A 22,443-nucleotide genomic window follows, 5' to 3' on the forward strand; every position below is an offset into this window, starting at 1 on the left:
CGGAAGAGACCGGACGGCCCGAGGACGCCGGAAAGGCCGAGGGGGCCGGAAGCGCCGAGGGCGCGGGAATGGCCGAGGACGCCGGAAAGGCCGGACAGCCCGTGGGGGCCGGGCAGTCCGAGGACGCAGGACAGCCCGAGTACACCGCGCCGCCCGAGGACGCCGGAAGCGCCCAAGAGCCCCCGGCCCCGTCCGCGTCCGTCCTGCGCAGTGGGGCCGTGATGGCGGCGGGCTCCGTCGTCTCCCGCGCCACCGGCTTCGTCCGCTCGGCCGTCGTCGTCGCCGCGCTCGGCACCGGGCTGACCGCGGACGGCTACACGGTCGCCAACACCGTTCCCAACATCCTCTACATCCTGCTCATCGGCGGCGCGCTCAACGCCGTCTTCGTCCCCGAGCTGGTCCGGGCCGCCAAGGAGCACGCGGACGGCGGAGCGGCGTACACCGACCGGCTGCTGACCCTGTGCACGGTCGGCCTCCTGGCCCTCACCGCACTCGCCGTCGCGGCCGCGCCCCTGATCGTCGGCGTCTACACCGACTACGACGGCCGCCAGGCCGAACTGACGATCGCGCTCGCCCGCTACTGCCTGCCGCAGATCCTCTTCTACGGACTCTTCACCCTGCTCGGCCAGGTCCTCAACGCCCGGGGCCGGTTCGGCGCGATGATGTGGACCCCGGTCCTCAACAATGTAGTGATCGTCGGGGTGTTCGGGCTCTACATCGCCGTCGCCGCGAACTCGGACGGCACCCTCTCCGACGCGCACGCCCATCTCCTGGGCTGGGGCACCACCGCCGGGATCGCCGTGCAGACCCTCGCCCTTCTGCCCGCGCTGCGCGCCGCCCGGTTCCGCTGGCGGCCCCGCTTCGACTGGCGGGGCAGCGGACTGACCCGGCCGATGCGCTCGGCCGGCTGGCTGGTGCTGCTGGTCCTCACCAACCAGCTCGCCTACTGGGTCGTCACCCGGCTCTCCACCACCGCCGGGCAGCTCGCGGACGAGCAGGGCGTGGCGGGCGGGGCGGGCTACACCGCGTACAGCTACGCCTACCAGCTCTGGGTGGTCCCGCAGGGCATCATCACCGTCTCGCTCGTCACCGCGCTGATGCCCCGGATGAGCCGGGCCGCCGCGGACGGCGACCTCGGCGGGGTGCGGCGCGACGTCGCGTACGCCCTGCGAACGAGCGCCGCCGTCGTGGTGCCCGCCGCCACCGCACTGCTGGTGCTCGCGCCGTGGGTGATCGGCTCCGTCTTCGGCTACGGGCGCACCACCGACGCCGACATCACGGTGATGGCCGGGATCATGATGGCCTTCGCCCCCGGGCTGATCGCCTTCTCCGGGCAGTACGTCCTCTCCCGCGGCTTCTACGCGATGAGCGACACCCGCACCCCCTTCCTGCTCAACCTGGTGATCGCCGCCGTCAACGCCGGCCTCTCGGCGGCCGCCTTCTGGCTGCTGCCCGCCCGCTGGGCGGTGACCGGGATGGCCGGGGCGAGCACGGTGGCCTTCTGCGTCGGCTTCGCCGTCACCGGGTACGCGCTGTCCCGGCGGACCTCGGCCACCGCCGCCGGGTCCCTGCTGCGCTCGCCCACCCTCGGCGGGCACCTGCGGCTGATCCTCGCCTGTCTGCCCGCCGGTGCGCTCGCCTACGGAGCCGCCCGCGCGGCCGAGGGGGCGGGCGATGTGGCGGCGGCCGGAGCGGGGACCCTCGCGCTGCTGCTCGTGGTGGTCCTGCTGGCCCGGCCGCTGGGGCTCACGGAGATCGGCGCGATGGCGGTGGCGGGCCGCTCCCGGCTGCGGCGCTGAGGGCGGCGGCCGAGCGCCGCCCCCATAGGTGGGGGCCGCCGCTCAGCCGCCTTCACCGTCCGGGGCGGGAGCGGGGTCCGCCGGTACGGGAGTCTGCGCCACCCGGGTCACATCGCCGACCAGCTCCACCACATCGGGGCCGTACGCCTCGGAGTTGACCACCTTCAGCAGCAGGCAGAACGACTTGTTGCCGTGCTTGCGCAGCAGCTTCTGGTGGTGGCGCACCACATAACGGGCCGCCGCCTGGTTGTCGATGGCCCGCTGTCCGCAGAACAGGAAGACGGGGCGGGCGTCCTGATTGCCCGTCAGCCGGGCGAGCAGGACGTACTCCTCCGTCCCGCGGTCCAGGCGGTAGTGGTCCGCGCCGATCCGGTAGGCGACCCGGTCCGGGCCCGAGTCGCCGGTGCTGATCCGCACTCCGGGGAGCAGGGTCCGCAGGTGCGCCGCCATCCGCTGGTTGGTCGTCGGGCCGCCGACGCAGAACTCCGTACGGTCTCCGAACCCCTGCTGCGCCACATCGTGCGTCACGATCTGCGTCTTCGCCCCGCAGTCCTTGATCAGGGCGGAGAGTTCCAGCAGCGCGAAGACGTCGTGGCGGTGCACGGACCCCTCGGCGCCCGCGTAGCGGTTGACGACGAGAAGGCACTCGGAATGGGTCGGCAACCCGAAGAACGCCTGCTTGCGGCGGAGCTTGCGCCGCAGGAGGTAGGTCCGCGCCAGCCAGCCCAGTGAGGCGCTGATCCCGGCGGCTATCACGCCCAGCACGATGTTGCGCACGTCGTCCGTCATGGCCGGGCATGTTATCGGTCATTCGGGTAACCGTTCGAGGCGGTCCTGACGATTCGGGTGCTCGGGGGCTAGCCTGCGCGGAGATCCGTTGACTGGAGGTTCGTATGCGCCGTTCCGTCGGCCGGAACATGTCGATAGTGGCCGCCCTCGCCGTGGTCGCCTCGCTCGGGGCCACCGCCCCCGCGGGTTCCGCGGAGACCGCCCACCGGCACCCCGTACCGCCCAAGTCCCCGGTGGCGGTGGGCTACGGGGGAGCGGTGGCCAGTGTCGACCGGGACGCGTCGGCGGCCGGGATCGAGGTGTTGCGCAAGGGCGGCAACGCGGTGGACGCGGCCGTGGCGACCGCCGCCGCGCTCGGCGTGAGCGAGCCGTACTCGGCGGGCATCGGGGGCGGCGGCTACTTCGTCCACTACGACGCGAAGAAGCGCACCGTCAAGACCATTGACGGCCGCGAGACCGCCCCGCGCAGCGCGGACGCCTCCCTCTTCCTGGAGAACGGCAAGCCCATCCCGTTCGAGGAAGGGGTCACCAGCGGTCTCGGCGTGGGCGCCCCCGGCACCCCGGCCACCTGGGAGCGCGCACTCGACGCCTGGGGCACCAAGTCCCTTCGTACGCTGCTGGAACCGGCCGAACGCCTGGCCCGCGACGGCTTCGTGGTGGACGACACCTTCCGCTCGCAGACGGCGTCCAACCAGGCCCGGTTCGCCGACTTCCCGGCCTCCCGGAAGCTGTTCCTGCCCGGCGGTGAACTGCCCGTCGTGGGCTCGGTGTTCAAGAACCCCGACCTGGCCCGTACGTACGACGAGCTCGGCCGCAAGGGCGTCAAGGAGCTCTACCGGGGCGACTTGGCCGACGACATCGTCCGTACGGTCCGCAAGCCGCCCGTCGACCCGAAGGCCACCCGGGTCGTCCGCCCCGGCGACCTGACCCGCAAGGACCTCGCCTCCTACCGCACGCTGTGGCAGAACCCCACGAAGGTCGGCTACCGGGGGCTGGACGTCTACGGCATGGCACCGTCCTCGTCCGGCGGTACGACCGTGGGCCAGGCGCTCAACATGCTGGAGTCCACCGACCTTTCACGCGCGGACCGGACCCGCTATCTGCACCGGCTCATCGAGGCGAGCCGCATCGCCTTCGCCGACCGGGGGCGCTGGGTGGGCGACCCGGCCTTCGAGGACGTCCCCACGAAGGAGCTGCTGAGCCGGCGGTTCGCGGACGCGCGCGGCTGCCTGATCCGGGACGACGCGGTGCTGACCAGCCCGGTCGCACCCGGCGACCCACGAAACCCGGCCCGGTGCGGGAGCGGCGGCACGGCCGCGCCCACGACGTTCGAGGGCGAGAACACCACGCATCTGACGACGGCCGACCAGTGGGGCAACGTCGTCTCCTACACCCTGACCATCGAGTCCACCGGCGGCAGCGGCATCACCGTCCCCGGCCGGGGCTTCCTCCTCAACAACGAGCTGACCGACTTCTCCTTCGCCCCGGCCAACCCGGCCGTGCACGACCCGAACCTGCCGGGCCCGGGCAAGCGGCCCAGGTCGTCGATGTCACCGACCATCGTGCTGGGGCACGGCAAGCCGGTCCTCGCCCTCGGCTCGCCGGGCGGGGCCACGATCATCACCACCGTGCTCCAGTCCCTGACCGGCCACCTCGACCGGGGGCTGCCGCTCGTCGAGGCGTTCGCCGCGCCGCGCGCCAGCCAGCGCAACGCGGCCGCCACCGAGATCGAGCCGGACCTCTGGAACAGCCCGGTCCGCGCGCGGCTCGAAGCGCTCGGCCACGTCTTCCGGCAGAACCCCGAGATCGGGGCCGCCACCGGCGTACAGCGGCTGCCGGACGGCCGCTGGCTCGCGGCGGCGGAAAAGGTGCGGCGGGGCGGCGGCTCGGCCATGGTGGTGCAGCCGGGCGGCAGGGGCTGACCCGGCCGGACGAAGCAGGGGCGGCGGGGCCGGCCGGACGTGGTGCGTCCGCGCACGGCCGGGCCCGCCGCCTCGGGTCTCTCGTTCGGATCAGGCCGGAACAGGGAGCGGGGTCCGGTGCGCGCCGGACCCCGCACGCCCGGCCTGATCCGAACGAGTGGCCCAAGGGGAGGGGAGCCGGAGTGATCCCGCTCCGGCCAGGAGGGACCCGCACGGGTTCCTCCGGTCTACTGGAAGGGCCGTCCCCCACGATGCCTACCCGAACCCTCGCTCTGACCGCCGCCGTCTCCGCCGCCTGCGGCGCGGCCCTGCTCGGGCCGGCGGCGCAGCCCGCCACCGCGACCGGCCGGGCGCCGGACGCGGCCGTCGACGCCCGGATGAGCCCCCCGCTGGACACCCTCGGCGACCCCGTCAGCACCTCGGTGAGCGCCGCCGCGCTGCTCTCCGAGGTCCGCTCGTGCCAACGGGTCTCCCGGGGCGAGTACCGCACGGACAGCAACCGTTCGAAGGCCACCGTTCCCGTCTGCGGCACGAAGGACGCCGTGTTCTGGAAGGCGGACATGGACATCGACTGCGACGGCCGCAGGACCACGGCCTGCAATCCGCGGACCGACCCCTACTTCCAGCCGCAGACCGCCTTCCCGACCTCCCGGGGCAAGCCCCTGGACTCGGCCGCGCTGCCGTACGTGGTGGTGCCCGCGCCGGGCCGGATCTGGGACTACCGGAAGTCCGGGCTGACCGGCGGCAGCGTCGTCGCCGTCGTCCACCGCGACCGGGTGCGGTACGCCGTGATCGGCGACACCGGCCCCGCCGGCATCATCGGGGAGGGGTCGTACGCGCTGGCGAAGGAGCTCGGCATCGACCCCCACCCGACGACGGGCGGGGTCGCGTCCGGCGTCACGTACATCGCCTTCAAGGACTCCCGTATCTCACCGATCGAGAGCCGGGCGAAGGCGGAACGCCGGGGCGAGGCGCTGGCGAGGGAGTTCGTCGGGCGGGAGTGAGCGGCCCGGTCCGTCAGAGGGCGGTGAGGACGCGCGGGCCGTCGTCCGTGATGGCCACCGTGTGCTCGGCGTGCGCGGCCCGGCTGCCGTCCGTCGTCCGCAGCGTCCAGCCGTCCGGGTCGTGGCGGAACTCGTCGAGGCCGCCGCCGAGGAGCATGGGCTCGATCGCGAGGACCATTCCGTGCCGCAGGGGCATGCCGTGCCCCGGGCGTCCCTCGTTCGGCACGGACGGGTCCTCGTGCATCGAACGGCCGATGCCGTGACCGCCGTACCCGTCGAGGATGCCGTAACCCGCCGAGCGGCAGACCGTGCCGATCGCGTGGGCGATGTCCCCGATCCGGTTGCCGACGACCGCCGCCGCGATGCCCGCCTCCAGGGCGGCTTCGGCCGCGCCGATCAGCCGGGCGTCGGCGGGGCGGGCCCGGCCCACGGTGAAGCTGACCGCCGCGTCGCCCGCCCAGCCGCCCAGCAGGGTGCCCGCGTCCACGCTGACCAGGTCCCCGTCGCGCAGCGGTTCGGCGGAGGGGATGCCGTGGACGACCGCGTCGTTGACGGAGACGCAGATGACGGCGGGGAACGGAGTGGGCGCGAAGTGCGGCCGGTAGTTCAGGAACGGCGAGGAGGCCCCGGCCTCGCGCAGGACCTCGCGGGCCGCCTCGTCCAGCTCGCGGGGCGTCACGCCGGCCGCCGCGACCTCCCGCGCGCGGGTCAGGATCTGCGCGACGACCCGTCCGGACTCACGCATGGCTTCGAGGGATGTGTCTGTCTTGATGTGCACCATGCCCATTACTATACCGGTCGAAGCGGTATAGTAATGACGGTATAAGAATGGTGGTCCGTAGTAGAGTGGCCCCATGGTCCGCACCCCTCTCACCCCCGAAGAGCGCCTGCGCGGCGAACGGCTCGGCCGGCTGCTCCGCGAGGCGCGCGGCGACCGCAGCATGGTCGCCGTCGCCGCGAGCGCCGGAATCTCCGCGGAGACCCTCCGCAAGATCGAGACCGGCCGCGCCCCCACCCCCGCCTTCTTCACCGTCGCCGCCCTCGCCGGGGCGCTGGGCCTGTCCATGGACGAGCTGCTCGGCCGCTGCGCCCCCGAACCCGCCGCCGTACCTCTGATCGCGTGACGACCCCGGCGGTGCGTAGGCTCACGCCTGTGACTCTCCAGGACTTCGCGCGCAGCGAATACGTCAGCCTCACCACGTACCGGAAGAACGGCACGCCCGTCGCCACCCCCGTCTGGGCGGCGGCCGAGGGCGATGCGCTGTACGTCTGGACCCGCTCCGACTCGTGGAAGGTCAAGCGGCTGCGCGACAACGGCAAGGTCGTCGTCACCGTCTGCGACGTACGCGGCCGGATCGCCGATGGGGCCCCGAGCGCCGAGGGCACGGGACGGCTCCTCGACGCGGACGGGACCCGCAGGGTGCGCAAGCTGCTGGCCCGCAAGTACACCTGGAAGTTCTGGCTGGTCGACTGGCCCGCCACGGTCGCCCGCCTCGGCAAGCGCCCGCACACGGGCATCGCGGTCACCTTCTGAGCCCGGCCCGGCCGGGAAGCGGGCCGCCGCGGCCGCAGCGCGGACGAAAGCCGCGCGTAGCCGTCCCGTAACACGCCTGCGGTCGAATGCCTGCGGACTGGAAGGCTCCAGTCGACAGCCGGCGAGGGCGATGATGACGGTTCATCAGCATGCGGTGGAAACAGGTGCGTTCGCGCAGTACCTACGGGATCTGACGGCACGGCTCGACCCCGGACGCGGGTGGTACGGGGTCTTCGCCCGGCGCGATCCCGCCGGGATGCGGTCCTGCCTCGACGGGGTGGAGATCCCGCCCTGGGACGTGGTGGAGTCGCTGCTCGCGGACCTCGCGGCACTCCACGGCGCGCGCTTCGCCGAGCAGGTCTCGGTACGGGCCGCCGCGCTGTACTCCGCGTCCGCCGCCGCCCACGACCGGCGGCCCGGCGGACGCCAGGAGCTCGTCCACCGGCTGGAGTTGATGATCCGCGAGCAGGACCGGGCGGTGGAGCGGCTGCGTACGGCCGGGGCGGGCGCGGGCCCGTTGGACCCGGAGGCGCTGGCCTGGGCCCGCGACGACCATCGGCGCGCCTCGGCCCGGTGCGCGGAGCTGCGCGGGCGGCTGGCGGCGGTGACGGGGCCGGCACCGGCGTCGGTGCCGCAGGGGTGGTTCCGCGAGGAGGACGCCACCGGGGCGGCGGCGGTCGGGGTCTCGGGGGCCGTGGGCGGCCCGGCGGACGCCCCCGATGGCTCGGGGGGCGCCCGGGCCCGCAGGTCGTCCGCCGCCTCTGCTCCCGCACCCGCTCCCGCGCCAGCCTCCGCTCCCGCCTCCGCTCCCGCACCCGCTCCCGCGCCCCGGCGCAGGAAGCCGCGCGGGGCCCGGTTCGCCGGTCTGGAGGTGGGGGAGGAGGAGGCGGCCGCGTACACCCCCTCGCCCGTGCCCCCAGGTCTGCCCGGTCTGCCCGTGCCTTCGCCGGTGGACGCCTCCCCGCGCGGCGCCCGCTTCGGCGGCGGTCCCGCCGAAGCCGAGGGCCGGGAGCACCCGGAGCCCGCCCCGCGGGCCCTGCCGGACCTGGACCCGGACCCGGAGGCGGGGCCGGCCGTGGTCGCCGCCGTCGAGCGGCTGATCCGGCTGCGCGCACAGGGGCGTACGGGCGAGGCCCACGTCGTGCTCTGCGAGGTGGCCCTCTGGCCCGCGCCCCGGCTGCCGGTGCTCGCGGTGGCCCTGCACCGGGCCGGTCTGGCCGCCGACTGGACGACCCTGCTCTGGGAGGCGTCCTCGCTGCCGCCCGCCGGGTTCGCCGCGGCGGCGGGAGCGCTGGCGGCGGCGGGCCGGGACGCGGACTGCGGGCTGCTGCTGCGCCAGGGGGTGGCCAGGCCCGCCGCCGAGGTGGCCGAGGCGGTCCTCGCCCTGGACGGCGCGGGCCGCGAGGACCGGGCGCGGGCGCTGCTCGGCGCGTTCGTCCGCGTACGTACGCCGCAGGAGGCGGCCGAGATCGCGGGCGGCGGCAGGGCCCGCCTGCTGCCGCAACTCCTGGCGGCCGCCCGGGAGGTGTCGGCGGAGCGGGAATGGGACCTGGTCCACGCGCTGCGGGTGGCGGGCGTGCCGGGGGTGTGAGGCGACGGGGGGAGCGGCGCCGGCTCCGGGGTGGCCGGTCGTGCCGAACACCCGGGGCGGCCGGAGGAGGAGTGCCCGGAGGGGTCACAGGCGTACCGTGTCCGTTGTGGACCGCTCGGGTGCGAAACGCGATCGACTCCCGTCGGTTCACGGCGATGGTCTTGCCCTGCCGGACGGCGGGGCTTACGTTCTCCATCCATGCACCGATCTACGTGCGTAGAGAACGCGTAGAGGCTCTCTGACGCCGCGTCGAAGGAGCAGTCATGTCCCATGTCGTACGCGCCGCTCTCGTCCAGGCGACCTGGACCGGCGACACCGAATCCATGATCGCCAAGCATGAGGACCATGCCCGCGAGGCCGCCCGGCAGGGGGCGAAGATCATCGGGTTCCAGGAGGTGTTCAACGCCCCCTACTTCTGCCAGGTCCAGGACCCCGAGCACTACCGCTGGGCCGAACCGGTCCCGGACGGGCCGACCGTCCGCCGGATGCGGGACCTGGCCCGTGAGACCGGCATGGTCATCGTGGTCCCGGTCTTCGAGGTCGAGCAGTCCGGCTTCTACTACAACACCGCCGCCGTGATCGACGCGGACGGCTCGTACCTCGGCAAGTACCGCAAGCACCACATCCCGCAGGTCAAGGGGTTCTGGGAGAAGTACTACTTCAAGCCCGGAAACGCCGGCTGGCCGGTCTTCGACACCGCGGTCGGCAAGGTCGGCGTCTACATCTGCTACGACCGGCACTTCCCCGAGGGGTGGCGTCAACTGGGACTCAACGGAGCCCAGTTGGTCTACAACCCGTCCGCCACCTCCCGCGGGCTCTCCGGCTACCTCTGGCAGCTGGAGCAGCCCGCGTCCGCCGTCGCCAACGAGTACTTCGTCGCCGCGATCAACCGCGTCGGCCAGGAGGAGTACGGCGACAACGACTTCTACGGCACCAGCTACTTCGTCGACCCGCGCGGCCAGTTCGTCGGGGAGGTCGCCAGCGACAAGGAGGAGGAACTCCTCGTCCGCGACCTGGACTTCGGCCTGATCGAGGAGGTCCGGCAGCAGTGGGCGTTCTACCGGGACCGACGCCCCGACGCCTACGACGGGCTGGTGGAGCCGTGAGCGGACTGTACGAGCGCCACCTCGCCGTCAGCCCCCAGTGGCTGGCCCTCTACTACCGCCACCCCATCGAACTCACCCACGGCGAGGGCCGCCACGTCTGGGACGCGGACGGCAACCGCTATCTGGACTTCTTCGGCGGCATCCTCACCACCATGACCGCCCACGCCCTGCCCGAGGTCACCAAGGCGGTCTCCGAGCAGGCCGGGCGGATCATCCACTCCTCCACGCTCTACCTCAACCGCCCGATGGTGGAGCTGGCCGAGCGGGTCGCCGCCCTCTCCGGCATCCCCGACGCCCGGGTCTTCTTCACCACATCGGGCACCGAGGCCAACGACACCGCGCTGCTGCTGGCCACCGCGTACCGCAGGTCCAACCAGATCCTCGCACTGCGCAACAGCTACCACGGCCGGTCCTTCTCGGCGGTCTCCGTCACCGGCAACCATGCCTGGTCGCCCACGAGCCTGTCCCCGCTCCAGACGCTGTACGTCCACGGGGGCGTCCGCACCCGGGGCCCGTACGCGGAGCTGAGCGACGAGCGGTTCATCCGGGCGTGCGTCGCCGATCTGGAGGACCTCCTCGGCCACACCCGGGAGGCCGCCGCGCTCATCGCGGAACCGATCCAGGGCGTCGGCGGCTTCACCTCCCCGCCGGACGGACTGTTCGCCGCGTTCCGCGAAGTCCTGGACCGCCACGGCATCCTGTGGATCTCCGACGAGGTGCAGACCGGCTGGGGACGCACCGGCGAGCACTTCTGGGGCTGGCAGGCGCACGCCGAGCACGGGCCGCCGGACATCCTCACCTTCGCCAAGGGCATCGGCAACGGGATGTCCATCGGCGGAGTCGTCGCCCGAGCGGAGGTGATGAACGCCCTGGACGCCAACTCCATCTCCACGTTCGGCGGTTCGCCCGTCACCATGGCGGCCGGCCTCGCCAACCTCTCGTACCACCTGGAGCACGACCTCCAGGGGAACGCGCGACGCGTCGGCGGGCTCCTCATCGAACGGGTGCGCGGGATCACGGCCGGCTCCGACGCCGTACGCGAAGTGCGCGGCCGGGGCCTGATGATCGGCGTCGAACTGGTGAAGCCCGGCACGGACGAGGCGAACCCGGAGGCGGCCGCCGCCGTGCTCGAAGCGGCGCGCGCGGGCGGGCTCCTCATCGGCAAGGGCGGCGGCCACAACACCAGCGTGCTGCGGATCGCCCCGCCGCTGACCCTGACCGTCGCCGAGGCCGAGGAGGGCGCGGCGATCCTCGCGGACGCCCTGCGTGCGGCGGACTGAAACGACGTACGAGCGCCGGCCGAACCAACGTACGGGTACGGGGTGTCGACGCACGCGGGCACCCCGTACCGACACAGTGAGGAGGGGTACATGAGTCGCACCGTCATCCACGGCGGCCTGGTCGTCACCGCGTCCGACGAGATCCACGCCGACGTACTCGTCGAGGGCGGGCGCATCGCCGCGCTCGCCGCCCACGGCGCCGACGCGGCCCAGGGCTGGAGCGCGGAGCGCCGGATCGACGCCACGGGGAAGTACGTCATCCCGGGCGGCGTCGACGCGCACACCCACATGGAGATGCCGTTCGGCGGCACCTACGCCGCCGACACCTTCGAGACCGGCACCCGGGCCGCCGCCTGGGGCGGCACCACCACCATCGTCGACTTCGCGATCCAGAGCGTGGGCAAGTCCCTGCGCGAAGGGCTGGACGACTGGTACGCCAAGGCGGACGGCAACTGCGCCATCGACTACGGCTTCCACATGATCCTCGCGGACGTGAACCCCTCCTCGCTCAAGGAGATGGACCGTCTCGTGGCCGAAGGGATCACCTCGTTCAAGCTCTTCATGGCCTACCCGGGGGTGTTCTACTCCGACGACGGCCAGATCCTGCGGGCCATGCAGCGGGCATCCGGCAACGGCGGGCTGATCATGATGCACGCCGAGAACGGCATCGCCATCGACGTCCTGGTCGAGCAGGCGCTCGCCGAGGGCCGCACCGACCCCCGCTACCACGGGGACGTCCGCAAGGTCGCCCTGGAGGCCGAGGCCACCCACCGCGCCGTCCAGCTCGCCCGGGTCGCCGGCGCGCCCCTCTACATCGTCCACGTCTCCGCCGACGAGGCCGTCGAGGAGATCGCCGCCGCCCGCCACAAGGGCCTCCCGGTCTTCGGCGAGACCTGTCCGCAGTACCTGTTCCTGTCCACCGACAACCTCGCCGAGCCGGACTTCGAGGGCGCCAAGTACGTCTGCTCCACCCCGCTGAGGCCCAAGGAGCACCAGGAGACCCTGTGGCGGGGCCTGAGGAACGACGAACTCCAGGTCGTCTCCACCGACCACTGCCCGTTCTGCTTCTCCGGGCAGAAGGAGATGGGCCGGGGCGACTTCTCCAAGATCCCCAACGGGATGCCGGGCGTGGAACACCGGATGGACCTGCTGCACCAGGCCGTCGTCGACGGGCACATCTCCCGCCGCCGCTGGATCGAGATCGCCTGCGCCTCCCCGGCCCGGATGTTCGGCCTCTACCCGAAGAAGGGCACCATCGCCCCGGGAGCCGACGCCGACATCGTCGTCTACGACCCGCACGCCGAGCAGACGCTCTCCGCCGAGACGCACCACATGAACGTCGACTACTCGGCGTACGAGGGGAAACGGATCACCGGCCGGGTCGAGACGGTGCTCTCGCGCGGCGTCCCGGTGATCGAGGACCGCGCGTACGTGGGCCACGCGGGGCACGGGGTCTATCTGCCGCGCGGCACCTGCCAGTTGCTGGACTGAGCGGCCCCAGCCGCCGTACGGGCCAACCTCCCTCCACCGCAGTGCAGTCGTCCTCCACCGAGGATGCAGCGGCCGGGGGGAGGGTAGCGGCGGTTCTGCCGTCGCCGTGACGGCAGCGCGTCACGGGAGGGAGTCACTGTGTCCCAGTCGGTCCAGACGGCCCAGGCGGCCCAGGAAACGTACAGCCAGGTCGGTGGAGACCTCTACGCCGAGGTCCAGACGTACTACGCGTGGCAGATGCGACGGGTGGACAACCTGGACATCGAGGGGTTCGCGGACACCTTCACCGAGGACGGCGAGGTGGTGCACTCCGGCGGAGAGCGCCAGAGAGGCCGGGCCGAGATGGTCGCCGGCATGCGCGCCAGCCTGCCGCGCTACCGGGACATCTCGGTACGCCACTGGTTCGGGCACCCGCTGATCGAGGTCGACGCGGTGGACCCCGACACCCTCCGCGTCTCGTACTACACGCTGGTCATCCTGACCGACCGCGAGGGGCAGGTCTCCTTCCAGCCCACGTTCACGGTCGAGGACGTCCTCGTCCGCCGGGGCGGCCGGCTCCTGACCCGGTCGCGGGTCATCCACCGGGACGCCCCCGCGCAGCCCGCGTCCTGACGGCGCGTGTCGCGGTGTCCGCTGCCGCAGGGGGAAGGGCCCGCCGACCGGCGGGCCCTTCCCCCTGCCCGTCTCCGCGCGGTGCGCCGGCGGGTCGTTGGCACGCCGAGGTGGAGCGCCGGGGGCGGACCACCGCGAGCGTCTTCCACTTCGCCGTCGACGGGACGGCGTTGCTGCTGGGCGGGGGTACGGGGGCCGGGACCTGGGAGGAGCTCGGGCCCGGGCGCTTCGCCTTCCGGGTGGTGGAGCCGATGTTCGGGGACGACGGCCGCTGCACGGGGTGGGTGGTGATCGAGCAGACGGCGGTGCTGGCCGGCCCCCGCTTCACGAGCAGCGGGGTCTCCACGGTCCACGACGCCCAGGAGCGCGTGGTCCGCCGGCTGCCGGTCCGTATCACCGCTGCCCGTGAGGCGGGGACCGTTTGACGGGGGAGCGGCCGGGCTCGGGCCGCCGGAGGCCGTTCCGCCACCTCGGGGGCCGTTCCGCCACCTCGGGGGCAGGCCCCACCGGTCCAAGCACCCCCTGTGTCCCGTCAGGGAGAGACTCCCGGCTGTTCGTCAGATGTTCATCACCAAGATCCATATGGCGACCGCCAGGAAGATGGCGCCGGTCGCTCGTTGCATGGCGTAGCCCTTGCTGGTGGGCTCGGTCGCGTCCGGATCCTTCACCCATCCCCGCTGGAGATTTCTGTTGAGTTTCCACAGGAGTTGGGGGCGTATGACCTGGATCAGCCCCATGGCCAGGAGCACGCACATGATCGGGATGAAGACGGGGCTGCTGTCGCCGTCGGAGGCGGCCTGTGTCCACGCGTAGCTGTTCATGCGCTCCCGAGTGCCCTGGCGCGACAACAGGAAACGGCCGGCGCCCCAGGGCTTGTGTGCTTCCCTCCCGGCAGCGGGACGGGCCCTGGACCCGGGCGAGCCGGTCAACGGCCGTCCGGTGGCGGTTGACGGGGGAAGCGTCGAGACCGTGCCCTCCCGGCCGCCCACGACCCGCCGATCCGGCCGCCGCAGGGCGCCCTCGCGGCCGTCGCGCCCGCAAGCGCCCCGCCATGTCGACCGGGACACCAGGGCTGCTCTAGCCCGCCGCCGGACGGTGACCGACCAGAGCCGCGACGCGACGGGCGTACGCGGCACGAAGGAGGAGGGGCCATGGTCGAGGCGGGCCTACAGCTGTACGACACGACCCTGCGCGACGGCTGCCAGCAGGAGGGCATGGCCCTGACGGTCGACGACAAGCTCGCCGTCGCCCGTCACCTGGACGCCCTCGGGGTGGGGTTCATCGAGGGCGGCTGGCCCGGCGCGGTTCCCCGGGACACCGAGTTCTTCCATCGGGCCAAGAGTGAACTCGTACTGGAAAACGCCCAGTTGGCGGCGTTCGGGGCGACCAGGCGGCCCGGCGTCTCGGTCGCCGTGGACCCGCAGGTGCGCGCGCTGCTGGTGTCCGGCGCACCGGTGATCACCCTCGTCGGCAAGAGCCACACCGGACATGTCCAGCGGGCCCTGCGAACCACCCTCGCCGAGAACATCGCCATGATCGGCAGTACGGTGCGCCACCTGGTCCACGCCGGGCGCAGGGTCTTCCTGGACGCCGAGCACTACTTCGACGGCTACCGGCTCAACCGCGACTACGCCCTGGAGGTCGTCGGCATCGCGGCGGAGGCCGGGGCCGAGGCCGTCGTCCTCTGCGACACCAACGGCGGATCGCTGCCCGACGAGGTCGCCGCGATCGTCGCCGACACCCTCGCCGCGACCGGCGCGACCCTCGGCATCCACTGCCACGACGACACCGGGTGCGCCGTCGCCAACACCATGGCCGCCGTCCGGTCCGGAGCCGTACACGTCCAGGGCACCGCGCACGGATACGGCGAACGCTGCGGCAACGCCGACCTGTTCACCGTGATCGGCAACCTCGCCCTCAAGCGGGACCGCCCGGTCCTCGCCCCCGAGCAGCTCGCCCGGCTCGCCGACACCGGACGGGCCATCACCGAGATCACCGGCATCCCGGCCCGCCCCGCCGCCCCGTACGTGGGCGCCGCCGCCTTCACCCACAAGGCCGGGCTGCACGCCTCCGCGCTGCGCATCGACCCCGGCCTCTACCAGCACATCGAGCCCGACCGCGTCGGCAACGCCATGCGCACCCTGGTCTCCGACATGGGCGGGCGCTCCTCCGTGGAGCTCAAGGCGCGCGAACTCGGTTACGAGGTCGCCGCGGGCTCCGGCGAGGTCGCCCGCGCCACCGCCCGGGTCAAGGAGATGGAGAGCGAGGGCTACAGCTTCGAGTCCGCCGACGCCTCCTTCGAACTCCTGCTGCGCGAGGAGCTGGCCGGCGGCCCGGGACGGCCCCCGTTCGACGTCGACTCCTGGCAGGTGTCCGTCGCGCTGCGGCCGGACGGCACGGTGCGCACCGACGCCGCTGTACGGCTGCGGATCGACGGTGTCCCGCTCGCCGCGACCGGCTCCGGCAACGGGCCCGTCAACGCCCTGGACCGGGCCCTGCACCAGGCCCTCGACCCGTTTTTCCCGCAACTGGCCCGCCTCGAACTGATCGACTACCGGGTGCGGGTGCTCACCGGCGACACGGGCAGCGAAGCCCGCGCCCGGGTCCTGATCGGCTACCACGACGGGGAGCGGCGCTGGGGGACCGTGGGCGTCGACCGCAACACCGTCACCGCCAGCTGGCGCGCGCTGCTGGACGCGGTGCGCTACGTACTCGTCGACGACGTCTTCCCCGAGCGCGGCCCGGTTCCCCTGGCGACCGCGTCGGCCGGCTGAACCACCCGTAACCGAAAGGGAGTAGCTGTGCGTGTCGACAACATCTACCTGCGCGGGACGGCGGTGCGGCTGCCCCGCACGCTCCCGGTGGCCGACGCCGTCGCCGCCGGGGCCTGCCCGCCGAGGACCGCCGCACAGACCGGCGCGGTCTCGGTCTCCGTCTCGCCCGACGAGTCGGCCGCCGAGATGGCCGCCGCGGCGGCCCGTACCGCGCTGGAGCGCTCCGGGTCCACCCCCGGCGACGTCGACCTCCTCCTGCACGCCGACACCTACCACCAGGGCCAGGACCTGTGGCCCGTCGCCTCGTACATCCAGCGCGAGGCGCTCGGCAACTCCTGCCCGGCCCTGGAGATCCGCCAGATGTCCAACGGCGGCCTCGCCGCCCTCGACCTGGCCACCGCCTACCTCACCGCCGGCCACGGCAGCCGCGACGCGCTGCTGACCACCGCCGACCGCTTCTGCGCCCCCGGCATCGACCGCTGGCGCACCGATCCCGGCACCCCCTACGCGGACGGCGCGACCGCCGTCGTCCTCTCCCGGCGCGGCGGCTTCGCCCGGCTGCTGTCGCTGGCGACCCACGCCGACCCCGAACTCGAACCGCTGCACCGGGGCGACGACCCCTTCACCGAAGCCCCGTTCGGCCACCGGATGCCCGTCGACTTCGAGGCGGCCAAACGGGCCTTCATCCAGCAGGCCGGCATGTCGTACGCCATCACCCGCGCCCACACCGGCCAGCAGACCGTCATCAAGCAGGCCCTGGCCGACGCGGAACTCGAACTCGCCGAAGCCCAGTGGGTCGTTCTCCCGCACTTCGGCCGCCGTCGCCTCACCTCCATCTACTACACGCCGTTCGGCATCGAACCCGAGCGCACCACCTGGGAGTTCAGCCGCACGGTCGGACACCTGGGAGCAGGCGACCAGTTCGCGAGCCTGGACCACCTGGTGACCTCGGGACGCGCAGCGCCCGGCGACCGCTGCGTCCTGATCAGCGTCGGGGCCGGATACAGCTGGGGCTGCGCGGTCGTCGAGATCACCGGCCGGCCCGACTGGGCCGACGCCGGCTGATGGAAGGATCCACCACCGCTCAAGTTCCCTGCGAGCCCATCTCTGTCACTCTGGAACGGCCGTTCTCACGGTCGGCCGAAAGGAAGGAACGCCGTGGCGTCCGTTACGACACCCACCCCCGCGAGGACCCGACTCACCGAGCACACCGTCACGGTCAGCGCCTCACCGGCCACCGTCTACGCACTCATCGCCGACGTCTCCGCCTGGCCGCAGGTCTTCAGCCCCACCGTCCACGTCGAGGTCCTGGAGGAAGCCCCCGCAGGCGGCGGCGAACAGCACCTGCGCATCTGGGCCATAGCCAACGAACAGGTCCGCACCTGGACCTCCCGCCGGACCCTCGACCCGGTCGCCCGGACCGTCGTCTTCCGCCAGGTCGTCTCCGCCCACCCGGTGGCCTCCATGGGCGGCGAGTGGCGCATCGAGCCGATCGAGGACGGCACGACCCGGGTGACGCTGCTGCACGACTTCCGTGCCGTGGACGACGACCCGGCGGCCGAGGAGCTCATCGAGCAGGCCGTCGACCGCAACAGCCGCGCCGAGCTCACCTCCCTCAAGAACGCGGCCGAACAGGGCCCCGACCGCGACGAACTCCACTTCACCTTCCACGACTCGGTGACCATCGCCGGCGCTGCCGGCGACGTCTACGGCTTCCTCGACCGCGCCGACCTGTGGCCCGAGCGGCTGCCGCACGTCGCCCGGCTGGACCTCGACGAGGACGAACACGGCGTCCAGCGGATGGACATGGACACCCGCAGCCCGGACGGCTCGCTGCACAACACCACTTCGGTCCGCGTCTGCTTCGAGGAACGCCACACCATCGTCTACAAGCAGCTGAAGGTCCCCGTGGCGATGAGCAGCCACACCGGCCGCTGGACCATCGAACCGCAGGGCGACGGCACCGTACGGGCCACGTCCTGGCACACCGTGGCCCTGGACCCCGAGGGCGTGCGCACGGCCCTCGGCCCGGACTCCACCCTCGCCGAGGCCCGCGCCCTGGTGCGCAAGGCGCTCGGCACGAACAGCTCCACCACCCTGCGCCACGCCAAGGAATACGCGGAGGATCGCGCGTGATCGACAGAGACCCGACCCGACCGGTCACCGTCATCAACCGGTTGCAGGTCACGGGCGACCTCGCGAAGTTCGAGAGCGAGTTCCAAGCGCACAGCCAATTCCTGCGCCACCGGCCCGGGTTCGACTTCCTGGTCACGGTCCAGCTCGTGGACCGCCCCCGGGTCTTCGTCCACCTGGCCCACTGGAAGCGGCTGAGCGGACTGCTCGACACCGTGCACGACGACACCTTCACCGGGCACGTCCGCCGGCTCGGCCCCCTGGTGCGCACCGAGGCCGACCAGGCGCTCAGCGTCGGCCGCACGCTCGGCGAAAGCGCCACCGTGGGGGACAGCACGGTGGTCCTGCTCTCCGCCGAAGTGCACGAGGACCACGCCGAGTTCGAGAAGGGGTACGCGGAACTCTGCCGGGCCCACGAGGGCGAGGGCGGCTTCGGCGGCAGTGATCTGCTCCGCTCGACGGTGCGCCCCTTCCTGTACACGGGCGTGCTGTGGTGGCGCGACAAGGAGCACTGCGACCGGGCGCTCGCCGCCGCACCGGGCCGCCGGGTGCTGGAGTCCCTGCACGAACTCGCCGACGTCAGAGTGGAGAGAAGCCGCCACCTGGCCTACGAACGGGTCGTGGCCACCGCCTAGGGCGGGTCCGGCGGATCCGTGGGGTCCTTCTCCCGGGTCGAGTCCGATCCGAGAGAAGGACCCAGGGACCCTCGAGCGGCAGGGCGCACTCTTCGTACATGGCAGACACAACAGGTATCACCGTGATTCGCGGCCGTCCGGACGCGGCGGAGATCGCCGCGGTCACCACCGTGCTGATGGCCCTCCTGCGCGAGAGGGCCACGTCTCCCGACCCGCCCGCCCGGGCCGAACGCGCCGACTGGAGCGTCAGGGGCTCCGGCGGGCAGGGCCGGGCGTCCTGGGCCGCACGACACGGGAGGGGACCGCAGTGACCGGCTTGCGCACCTACATCGAGACGTTCCACGCCAGGGCCGCCGAGGCGCCGGAACGCGACGCTCTCGTCCTGCTGTCCGAGAGCGAGGGGCGGCTGCGCCCCGAGACCGTCGGATACGGCGAACTCGCCTCCCTCGTACGGCTGCTCGCCGGACGGCTGAGCGCCCACACCGCCCCCGGCGACCGGGTGATCGTCCTCCAGTCCTCCCGCCGGCTGTTCGCCGCGTCGTTCCTGGCCTGCCTCCACGCCGGGCGCGTCGCCGTGCCCGTGGCCCCGCCGGGCGGGCGCGGCCACCACGACGAGCGCATCGCGGGCATCGTCAAGGACGCCGTCGCGAGCTGCGTGCTCACCGGGAGCGCCCACGCCGCCGAGGCGTCCCAGCTGCTGGCCCGCGCGGGCTTCACCGGCGTCACCTGCCTGCTCGCGGACGGCGGACCGGGCCCGGCGGACGCGCCGCTGGAGGAGAGCGCGGCGGCGGGCCCCGACGACGTCGCCTACCTCCAGTACACCTCGGGCTCCACCCGCGAACCCCGCGGAGTGATGGTGACCCAGCGCAACCTGGTCGCCAACCAGGAGGCCATCGCACGCGCCCTGGACACCGGACCGGCGTCCCGCTTCGGCGGCTGGCTGCCCCTCCACCACGACATGGGACTCGTCGGCCAGCTCCTGCACCCGCTGTGGCTCGGCGCGACCACCGTGATGCTCACGCCCCAGGCGTTCGTCAAGGCGCCCGTACGCTGGCTCGACACCGTCTCCCGCTACGGCCTCACGGTCAGCGGCTGCCCGGACTTCGGCTACGAGCTGTGCCTCCGCCGCGTCAACGACCTCCAGATCGCCGCCCTCGACCTCACGGCCTGGCGTACGGCCGTCAACGGCGGCGAACCCGTCGACCCGGAGACCGCGGCCCTCTTCGCCGACCGCTTCGCCGCCGCCGGACTGCGCCCCGAGGCGCTGACCCCCGCCTACGGGCTGGCCGAAGCCACCCTCCTGGTCTCGGCCTCGGGCCCCGCCGACCGGGGCGACCTGGGGGACTGCGGCGTGCCCGTGGACGCGGAGGTGCGGATCGTCGACCCGGACAGCGGAGCCGAGTGCCCGCAGGGCCGGACCGGGGAGATCTGGGTCCGGGGCCCCGGGGTCGCCCGCGGCTACTGGCGGCGGCCCGCCGAGACCGCCGCCGTCTTCGGCGCCCGGATCGCCGGCGCCGAGGACACCGGCTTCCTGCGCACCGGAGACCTCGGCTCGCTCGACGCGGCGGGCCGCCTGCGGATCACCGGACGCATCAAGGACGTCATGGTGATCGCCGGCCGCAACGTCCACCCGCAGGACGTCGAGCGCACCGTCCAGCAGGTCAGCGCCCTGTTCGGGCCGGCCTCCGTGTTCGCCGTGCCGGGGGAGCGGGAACACGTGGTGCTCGTCCAGGAGGTGCGCGCCCGCAGCCACTACAACATCGACCTCGCCGAGCTCGCCGCGAAGGTCGCCGCCCGCATCGGCGACGAGCACGAGGTCCACACGGCGGGCCTGCTGTTCGTCCGGCCCGGCACGGTACGCCGGACTACCAGCGGAAAGGTGGAGCGGGCCGCGATGCGCCGCATGTTCCTCAGCGGCGAACTGCGCCCGCTGCACCAGCGCATCGACGCCGAGGTCGAGCGCCTGCTGTCTGCCGGGGTGCGGGCATGACCTCCGTATCCGTACCCGACCGCATCGACGCGCTCGAGCAGTCCTTCGGACCGCTGGACGACCCGTCGAACCCGCTCGGCGGCGCGGCGTTCGTCGCCGCCGACATCTCCGGCGAGATGCCGCCCGCCGCCGAGGGGGTGCTCGACGCCTACGGCCTGAACGAGGAGTTCGTACCCGCTTCCCTCGGCGGCCGGCTGCGGCGGATGGACGAACTCGGGCGGCTGCTGCGGCCGGTGTTCCGCCGCGACGCCTCGCTCGGCTTCGGCTACGGGCTCAACTGCTTCTTCGCGGCGGCCCCGGTGTGGACGGCCGGCGACGACGAACAGCGCCGGCTCGCGGCCTCCCTGCTGCTCGGCGGCGACCGCATCGCGGTGGCCCGCCACGGGGTCGCGCACGGCAACGACTTCGTCCGCGACGAGCTGACCGCCGCGCCCGCCCCGGGCGGCGGCCTGCTGCTCAACGGCGGCAAGACGGGCATCGCCAACGCCTCCCGGGCGCGCGGGCTCGTCATCTTCGCGCGCACCGGGGAGCCCGGCCACCGCCGCGCCCACAGCGTCCTCCTGCTCGACCGGGAAGCGCTCCCACCGGGACGCGTGAGCGACCTCGGACGCCGGGCCACCAGCGGCATGCGCAGCACGGAGTTCGGCGGACTGCGGCTCACCGACTGCCCCGTCCCGGCCTCCGCGCTGGTCGGGGAGGAGGGCGACGGCTACGAGCTGTCGCTCCGCTCCTCGCTGGTCATCCGGGGCCTGATCCCCTCGATCGTGCTTTCCGGGGGCGACACGGCGCTGCGGACCGTGGCGGCCTTCGCCGCCCGGCCCCGGCCGGGCGGCCGCTCCTCCCTCGACGTCCAGCACGTGCGGGACGTCCTGACCGGTGCGCTGCTGGACCTGCTGATCATCGACTGCCTGGCCCTGGTGGCGACACGGGCGCTGCATCTGCTGCCCCGGCAGATGAGCGTGTACTCGGCCGCCGCCGCCTACCTCGCGCCCAAGCTGACGGCCGAGTCGATGGACGAGATGTCGGCGGTCCTCGGCGAGGCGACCTTCGCGGAGGAGGGCGCGTACGGGATGTTCCAGAAGCAGCTGCGGGACCTGCCGGTCACCTCGCTCGGCCACGCGGGCAGCGCCGGACGCCAGGTCAGCATCCTGCCGCAGCTCCCGTTCTTCGCCCAGCACGCCTGGTTCGCGGACCCGGAGGCCCCCGCCGGGCTGTTCCGGCTGCACGACGCCCTGCCCGCGCTCGACCTGTCGCAGCCGGCGCTGCTCGGGGACGGCGATCCGCTCGCGGCGACGCTGGTAGCGAGCACCGACCTGTTCGAGGAGGAACCGCTGCCGCGCCACGGCCGCGACGCGAGCGTCCTGCGCTTCCTCATCCGGGCCTTCACCATCGAACTGGACGACCTGCGCAAGGCGTTCGGCGACATCGGTGTCAACGACCGCAGGCTGCTGGCCAGTCCGCACAGCCTCGGCCTCGCCGACCGCTACACCCTGGTCCTCGCCGCCGCCGCCTGCCTCGGCGTGTGGCGGGAACAGCAGAACGCGGGCGCGTCGGCCGACCCGTTCCTGTCCGACACCGCATGGCCCACGGCCGTGCTCTACCGGCTGGGCCGGCGGCTCGGCCTGGCGCTCCCCGACCGGCCGGCCGCCGCCCAGCAGCGGGTGCTCGCCGAAGTGCTCGCCCGGCTGCGCGGCCGACGCAGCTACGACCTGTACGCATCCCCCTTGGCCTGACCGTCTCCGTCCGCCGCGGTCCCTCCCCCCACCCGGCTCACGTCCAGAAG

The 22,443-nt window shown here is 73.1% G+C and carries 21 protein-coding genes; 18 read left to right on the forward strand and 3 right to left on the reverse strand.

Annotated elements, in window-relative coordinates:
* Positions 1-68: 68 nt before the first annotated feature.
* The gene (murJ, locus tag ACLJPL_RS15145; RefSeq protein ID WP_411081422.1) at positions 69-1,799 is read left to right on the forward strand and encodes a murein biosynthesis integral membrane protein MurJ; all 1,731 of its coding nucleotides are present in this window, start codon (positions 69-71) and stop codon (positions 1,797-1,799) included.
* A gap of 42 nt (positions 1,800-1,841) precedes the next feature.
* Here murJ and ACLJPL_RS15150 read toward each other — a convergent pair whose 3' ends face one another.
* Entirely contained in the window at positions 1,842-2,588 is a 747-nt protein-coding gene (locus tag ACLJPL_RS15150) for a hypothetical protein (RefSeq protein ID WP_411081346.1), read from the reverse strand.
* A 104-nt stretch (positions 2,589-2,692) separates the two neighbouring features.
* Between ACLJPL_RS15150 and ggt the strand changes: the two genes are divergently transcribed.
* Positions 2,693-4,510, forward strand: a complete 1,818-nt coding sequence (ggt, locus tag ACLJPL_RS15155; protein ID WP_411081347.1) for a gamma-glutamyltransferase — start codon at positions 2,693-2,695, stop codon at positions 4,508-4,510.
* 251 nt (positions 4,511-4,761) lie between these two features.
* Complete coding sequence (locus ACLJPL_RS15160; protein ID WP_411081348.1) at positions 4,762-5,514, forward strand: glycoside hydrolase family 75 protein; 753 nt, start codon at positions 4,762-4,764, stop codon at positions 5,512-5,514.
* Positions 5,515-5,527: 13 nt separating this feature from the next.
* Here the strand turns inward: ACLJPL_RS15160 and map are convergent, their stop codons facing one another.
* Positions 5,528-6,295 (reverse strand): type I methionyl aminopeptidase, encoded by a 768-nt coding sequence (gene map / locus ACLJPL_RS15165; RefSeq protein WP_411081349.1) that lies wholly within the window; start codon positions 6,293-6,295, stop codon positions 5,528-5,530.
* Positions 6,296-6,368: 73 nt separating this feature from the next.
* On the opposite strand from map, the gene ACLJPL_RS15170 reads away from it, so the two are divergent.
* The 8 genes from ACLJPL_RS15170 (at position 6,369) to ACLJPL_RS15205 (ending at position 13,553) form a co-directional block, all read left to right on the forward strand.
* Positions 6,369-6,638: a helix-turn-helix domain-containing protein gene (locus ACLJPL_RS15170; protein ID WP_364776278.1), complete on the forward strand. Its 270-nt coding sequence runs from the start codon at positions 6,369-6,371 to the stop codon at positions 6,636-6,638.
* Between the two features lie 29 nt (positions 6,639-6,667).
* A complete protein-coding gene (locus tag ACLJPL_RS15175; RefSeq protein ID WP_411081350.1) occupies positions 6,668-7,048 on the forward strand; it encodes a PPOX class F420-dependent oxidoreductase in 381 nt (126 codons plus the stop codon).
* A gap of 133 nt (positions 7,049-7,181) precedes the next feature.
* The gene (locus ACLJPL_RS15180) at positions 7,182-8,639 is read left to right on the forward strand and encodes a hypothetical protein (RefSeq protein ID WP_411081351.1); all 1,458 of its coding nucleotides are present in this window, start codon (positions 7,182-7,184) and stop codon (positions 8,637-8,639) included.
* Positions 8,640-8,902: 263 nt separating this feature from the next.
* Positions 8,903-9,745: a nitrilase-related carbon-nitrogen hydrolase gene (locus ACLJPL_RS15185; RefSeq protein WP_411081352.1), complete on the forward strand. Its 843-nt coding sequence runs from the start codon at positions 8,903-8,905 to the stop codon at positions 9,743-9,745.
* Positions 9,742-11,025, forward strand: a complete 1,284-nt coding sequence (locus ACLJPL_RS15190; protein WP_411081353.1) for an aspartate aminotransferase family protein — start codon at positions 9,742-9,744, stop codon at positions 11,023-11,025. The genes ACLJPL_RS15185 and ACLJPL_RS15190 overlap by 4 nt, the downstream gene beginning before the upstream one ends.
* A gap of 90 nt (positions 11,026-11,115) precedes the next feature.
* Entirely contained in the window at positions 11,116-12,516 is a 1,401-nt protein-coding gene (gene hydA / locus ACLJPL_RS15195) for a dihydropyrimidinase (RefSeq protein ID WP_411081354.1), read from the forward strand.
* Positions 12,517-12,654: 138 nt separating this feature from the next.
* The gene (locus ACLJPL_RS15200) at positions 12,655-13,128 is read left to right on the forward strand and encodes a nuclear transport factor 2 family protein (protein ID WP_411081355.1); all 474 of its coding nucleotides are present in this window, start codon (positions 12,655-12,657) and stop codon (positions 13,126-13,128) included.
* Positions 13,129-13,238: 110 nt separating this feature from the next.
* Entirely contained in the window at positions 13,239-13,553 is a 315-nt protein-coding gene (locus ACLJPL_RS15205) for a hypothetical protein (RefSeq protein ID WP_411081356.1), read from the forward strand.
* 132 nt (positions 13,554-13,685) lie between these two features.
* Here ACLJPL_RS15205 and ACLJPL_RS15210 read toward each other — a convergent pair whose 3' ends face one another.
* Positions 13,686-13,949, reverse strand: coding sequence for a DUF6199 family natural product biosynthesis protein (locus ACLJPL_RS15210; protein ID WP_411081357.1), 264 nt, complete (start codon positions 13,947-13,949; stop codon positions 13,686-13,688).
* A 330-nt stretch (positions 13,950-14,279) separates the two neighbouring features.
* Here ACLJPL_RS15210 and cimA point away from each other — a divergent pair, with 330 nt between their 5' ends.
* The 7 genes from cimA (at position 14,280) to ACLJPL_RS15245 (ending at position 22,393) form a co-directional block, all read left to right on the forward strand.
* Positions 14,280-15,902 (forward strand): citramalate synthase, encoded by a 1,623-nt coding sequence (cimA, locus tag ACLJPL_RS15215; RefSeq protein WP_411081358.1) that lies wholly within the window; start codon positions 14,280-14,282, stop codon positions 15,900-15,902.
* Positions 15,903-15,929: 27 nt separating this feature from the next.
* On the forward strand, positions 15,930-16,967 hold the full coding sequence (locus tag ACLJPL_RS15220; protein WP_411081359.1) for a ketoacyl-ACP synthase III family protein: 1,038 nt from the start codon (positions 15,930-15,932) through the stop codon (positions 16,965-16,967).
* A gap of 93 nt (positions 16,968-17,060) precedes the next feature.
* A complete protein-coding gene (locus tag ACLJPL_RS15225) occupies positions 17,061-18,038 on the forward strand; it encodes an aromatase/cyclase (RefSeq protein WP_411081360.1) in 978 nt (325 codons plus the stop codon).
* On the forward strand, positions 18,035-18,670 hold the full coding sequence (locus ACLJPL_RS15230) for a hypothetical protein (protein WP_411081361.1): 636 nt from the start codon (positions 18,035-18,037) through the stop codon (positions 18,668-18,670). The genes ACLJPL_RS15225 and ACLJPL_RS15230 overlap by 4 nt, the downstream gene beginning before the upstream one ends.
* A 98-nt stretch (positions 18,671-18,768) precedes the next feature.
* Positions 18,769-18,981, forward strand: a complete 213-nt coding sequence (locus ACLJPL_RS15235) for an acyl-CoA carboxylase subunit epsilon (protein WP_411081362.1) — start codon at positions 18,769-18,771, stop codon at positions 18,979-18,981.
* Positions 18,978-20,660 (forward strand): fatty acyl-AMP ligase, encoded by a 1,683-nt coding sequence (locus tag ACLJPL_RS15240; RefSeq protein WP_411081363.1) that lies wholly within the window; start codon positions 18,978-18,980, stop codon positions 20,658-20,660. The genes ACLJPL_RS15235 and ACLJPL_RS15240 overlap by 4 nt, the downstream gene beginning before the upstream one ends.
* On the forward strand, positions 20,657-22,393 hold the full coding sequence (locus ACLJPL_RS15245; protein WP_411081364.1) for an acyl-CoA dehydrogenase: 1,737 nt from the start codon (positions 20,657-20,659) through the stop codon (positions 22,391-22,393). Before ACLJPL_RS15240 ends, ACLJPL_RS15245 begins: the two co-directional genes overlap by 4 nt.
* Positions 22,394-22,443 lie beyond the last annotated feature (50 nt).

The sequence above is a fragment of the Streptomyces sp. cmx-18-6 genome, from assembly GCF_046548915.1.
Classification (GTDB): domain Bacteria; phylum Actinomycetota; class Actinomycetes; order Streptomycetales; family Streptomycetaceae; genus Streptomyces.

What these genes read in the sequence shown, in the direction of transcription:
- map (WP_411081349.1), bottom strand. Translation starts at nt 6,295, where the DNA reads ATGGTGCACATCAAGACAGACACATCCCTCGAAGCCATGCGTGAGTCC.
- ACLJPL_RS15185 (WP_411081352.1), top strand. Translation starts at nt 8,903, where the DNA reads ATGTCCCATGTCGTACGCGCCGCTCTCGTCCAGGCGACCTGGACCGGC.
- ACLJPL_RS15170 (WP_364776278.1), top strand. Translation starts at nt 6,369, where the DNA reads ATGGTCCGCACCCCTCTCACCCCCGAAGAGCGCCTGCGCGGCGAACGG.
- cimA (WP_411081358.1), top strand. Translation starts at nt 14,280, where the DNA reads ATGGTCGAGGCGGGCCTACAGCTGTACGACACGACCCTGCGCGACGGC.
- ggt (WP_411081347.1), top strand. Translation starts at nt 2,693, where the DNA reads ATGCGCCGTTCCGTCGGCCGGAACATGTCGATAGTGGCCGCCCTCGCC.
- ACLJPL_RS15210 (WP_411081357.1), bottom strand. Translation starts at nt 13,949, where the DNA reads ATGAACAGCTACGCGTGGACACAGGCCGCCTCCGACGGCGACAGCAGC.
- ACLJPL_RS15180 (WP_411081351.1), top strand. Translation starts at nt 7,182, where the DNA reads ATGACGGTTCATCAGCATGCGGTGGAAACAGGTGCGTTCGCGCAGTAC.
- ACLJPL_RS15235 (WP_411081362.1), top strand. Translation starts at nt 18,769, where the DNA reads ATGGCAGACACAACAGGTATCACCGTGATTCGCGGCCGTCCGGACGCG.
- hydA (WP_411081354.1), top strand. Translation starts at nt 11,116, where the DNA reads ATGAGTCGCACCGTCATCCACGGCGGCCTGGTCGTCACCGCGTCCGAC.
- ACLJPL_RS15150 (WP_411081346.1), bottom strand. Translation starts at nt 2,588, where the DNA reads ATGACGGACGACGTGCGCAACATCGTGCTGGGCGTGATAGCCGCCGGG.
- murJ (WP_411081422.1), top strand. Translation starts at nt 69, where the DNA reads ATGGCCGAGGACGCCGGAAAGGCCGGACAGCCCGTGGGGGCCGGGCAG.
- ACLJPL_RS15160 (WP_411081348.1), top strand. Translation starts at nt 4,762, where the DNA reads ATGCCTACCCGAACCCTCGCTCTGACCGCCGCCGTCTCCGCCGCCTGC.
- ACLJPL_RS15245 (WP_411081364.1), top strand. Translation starts at nt 20,657, where the DNA reads ATGACCTCCGTATCCGTACCCGACCGCATCGACGCGCTCGAGCAGTCC.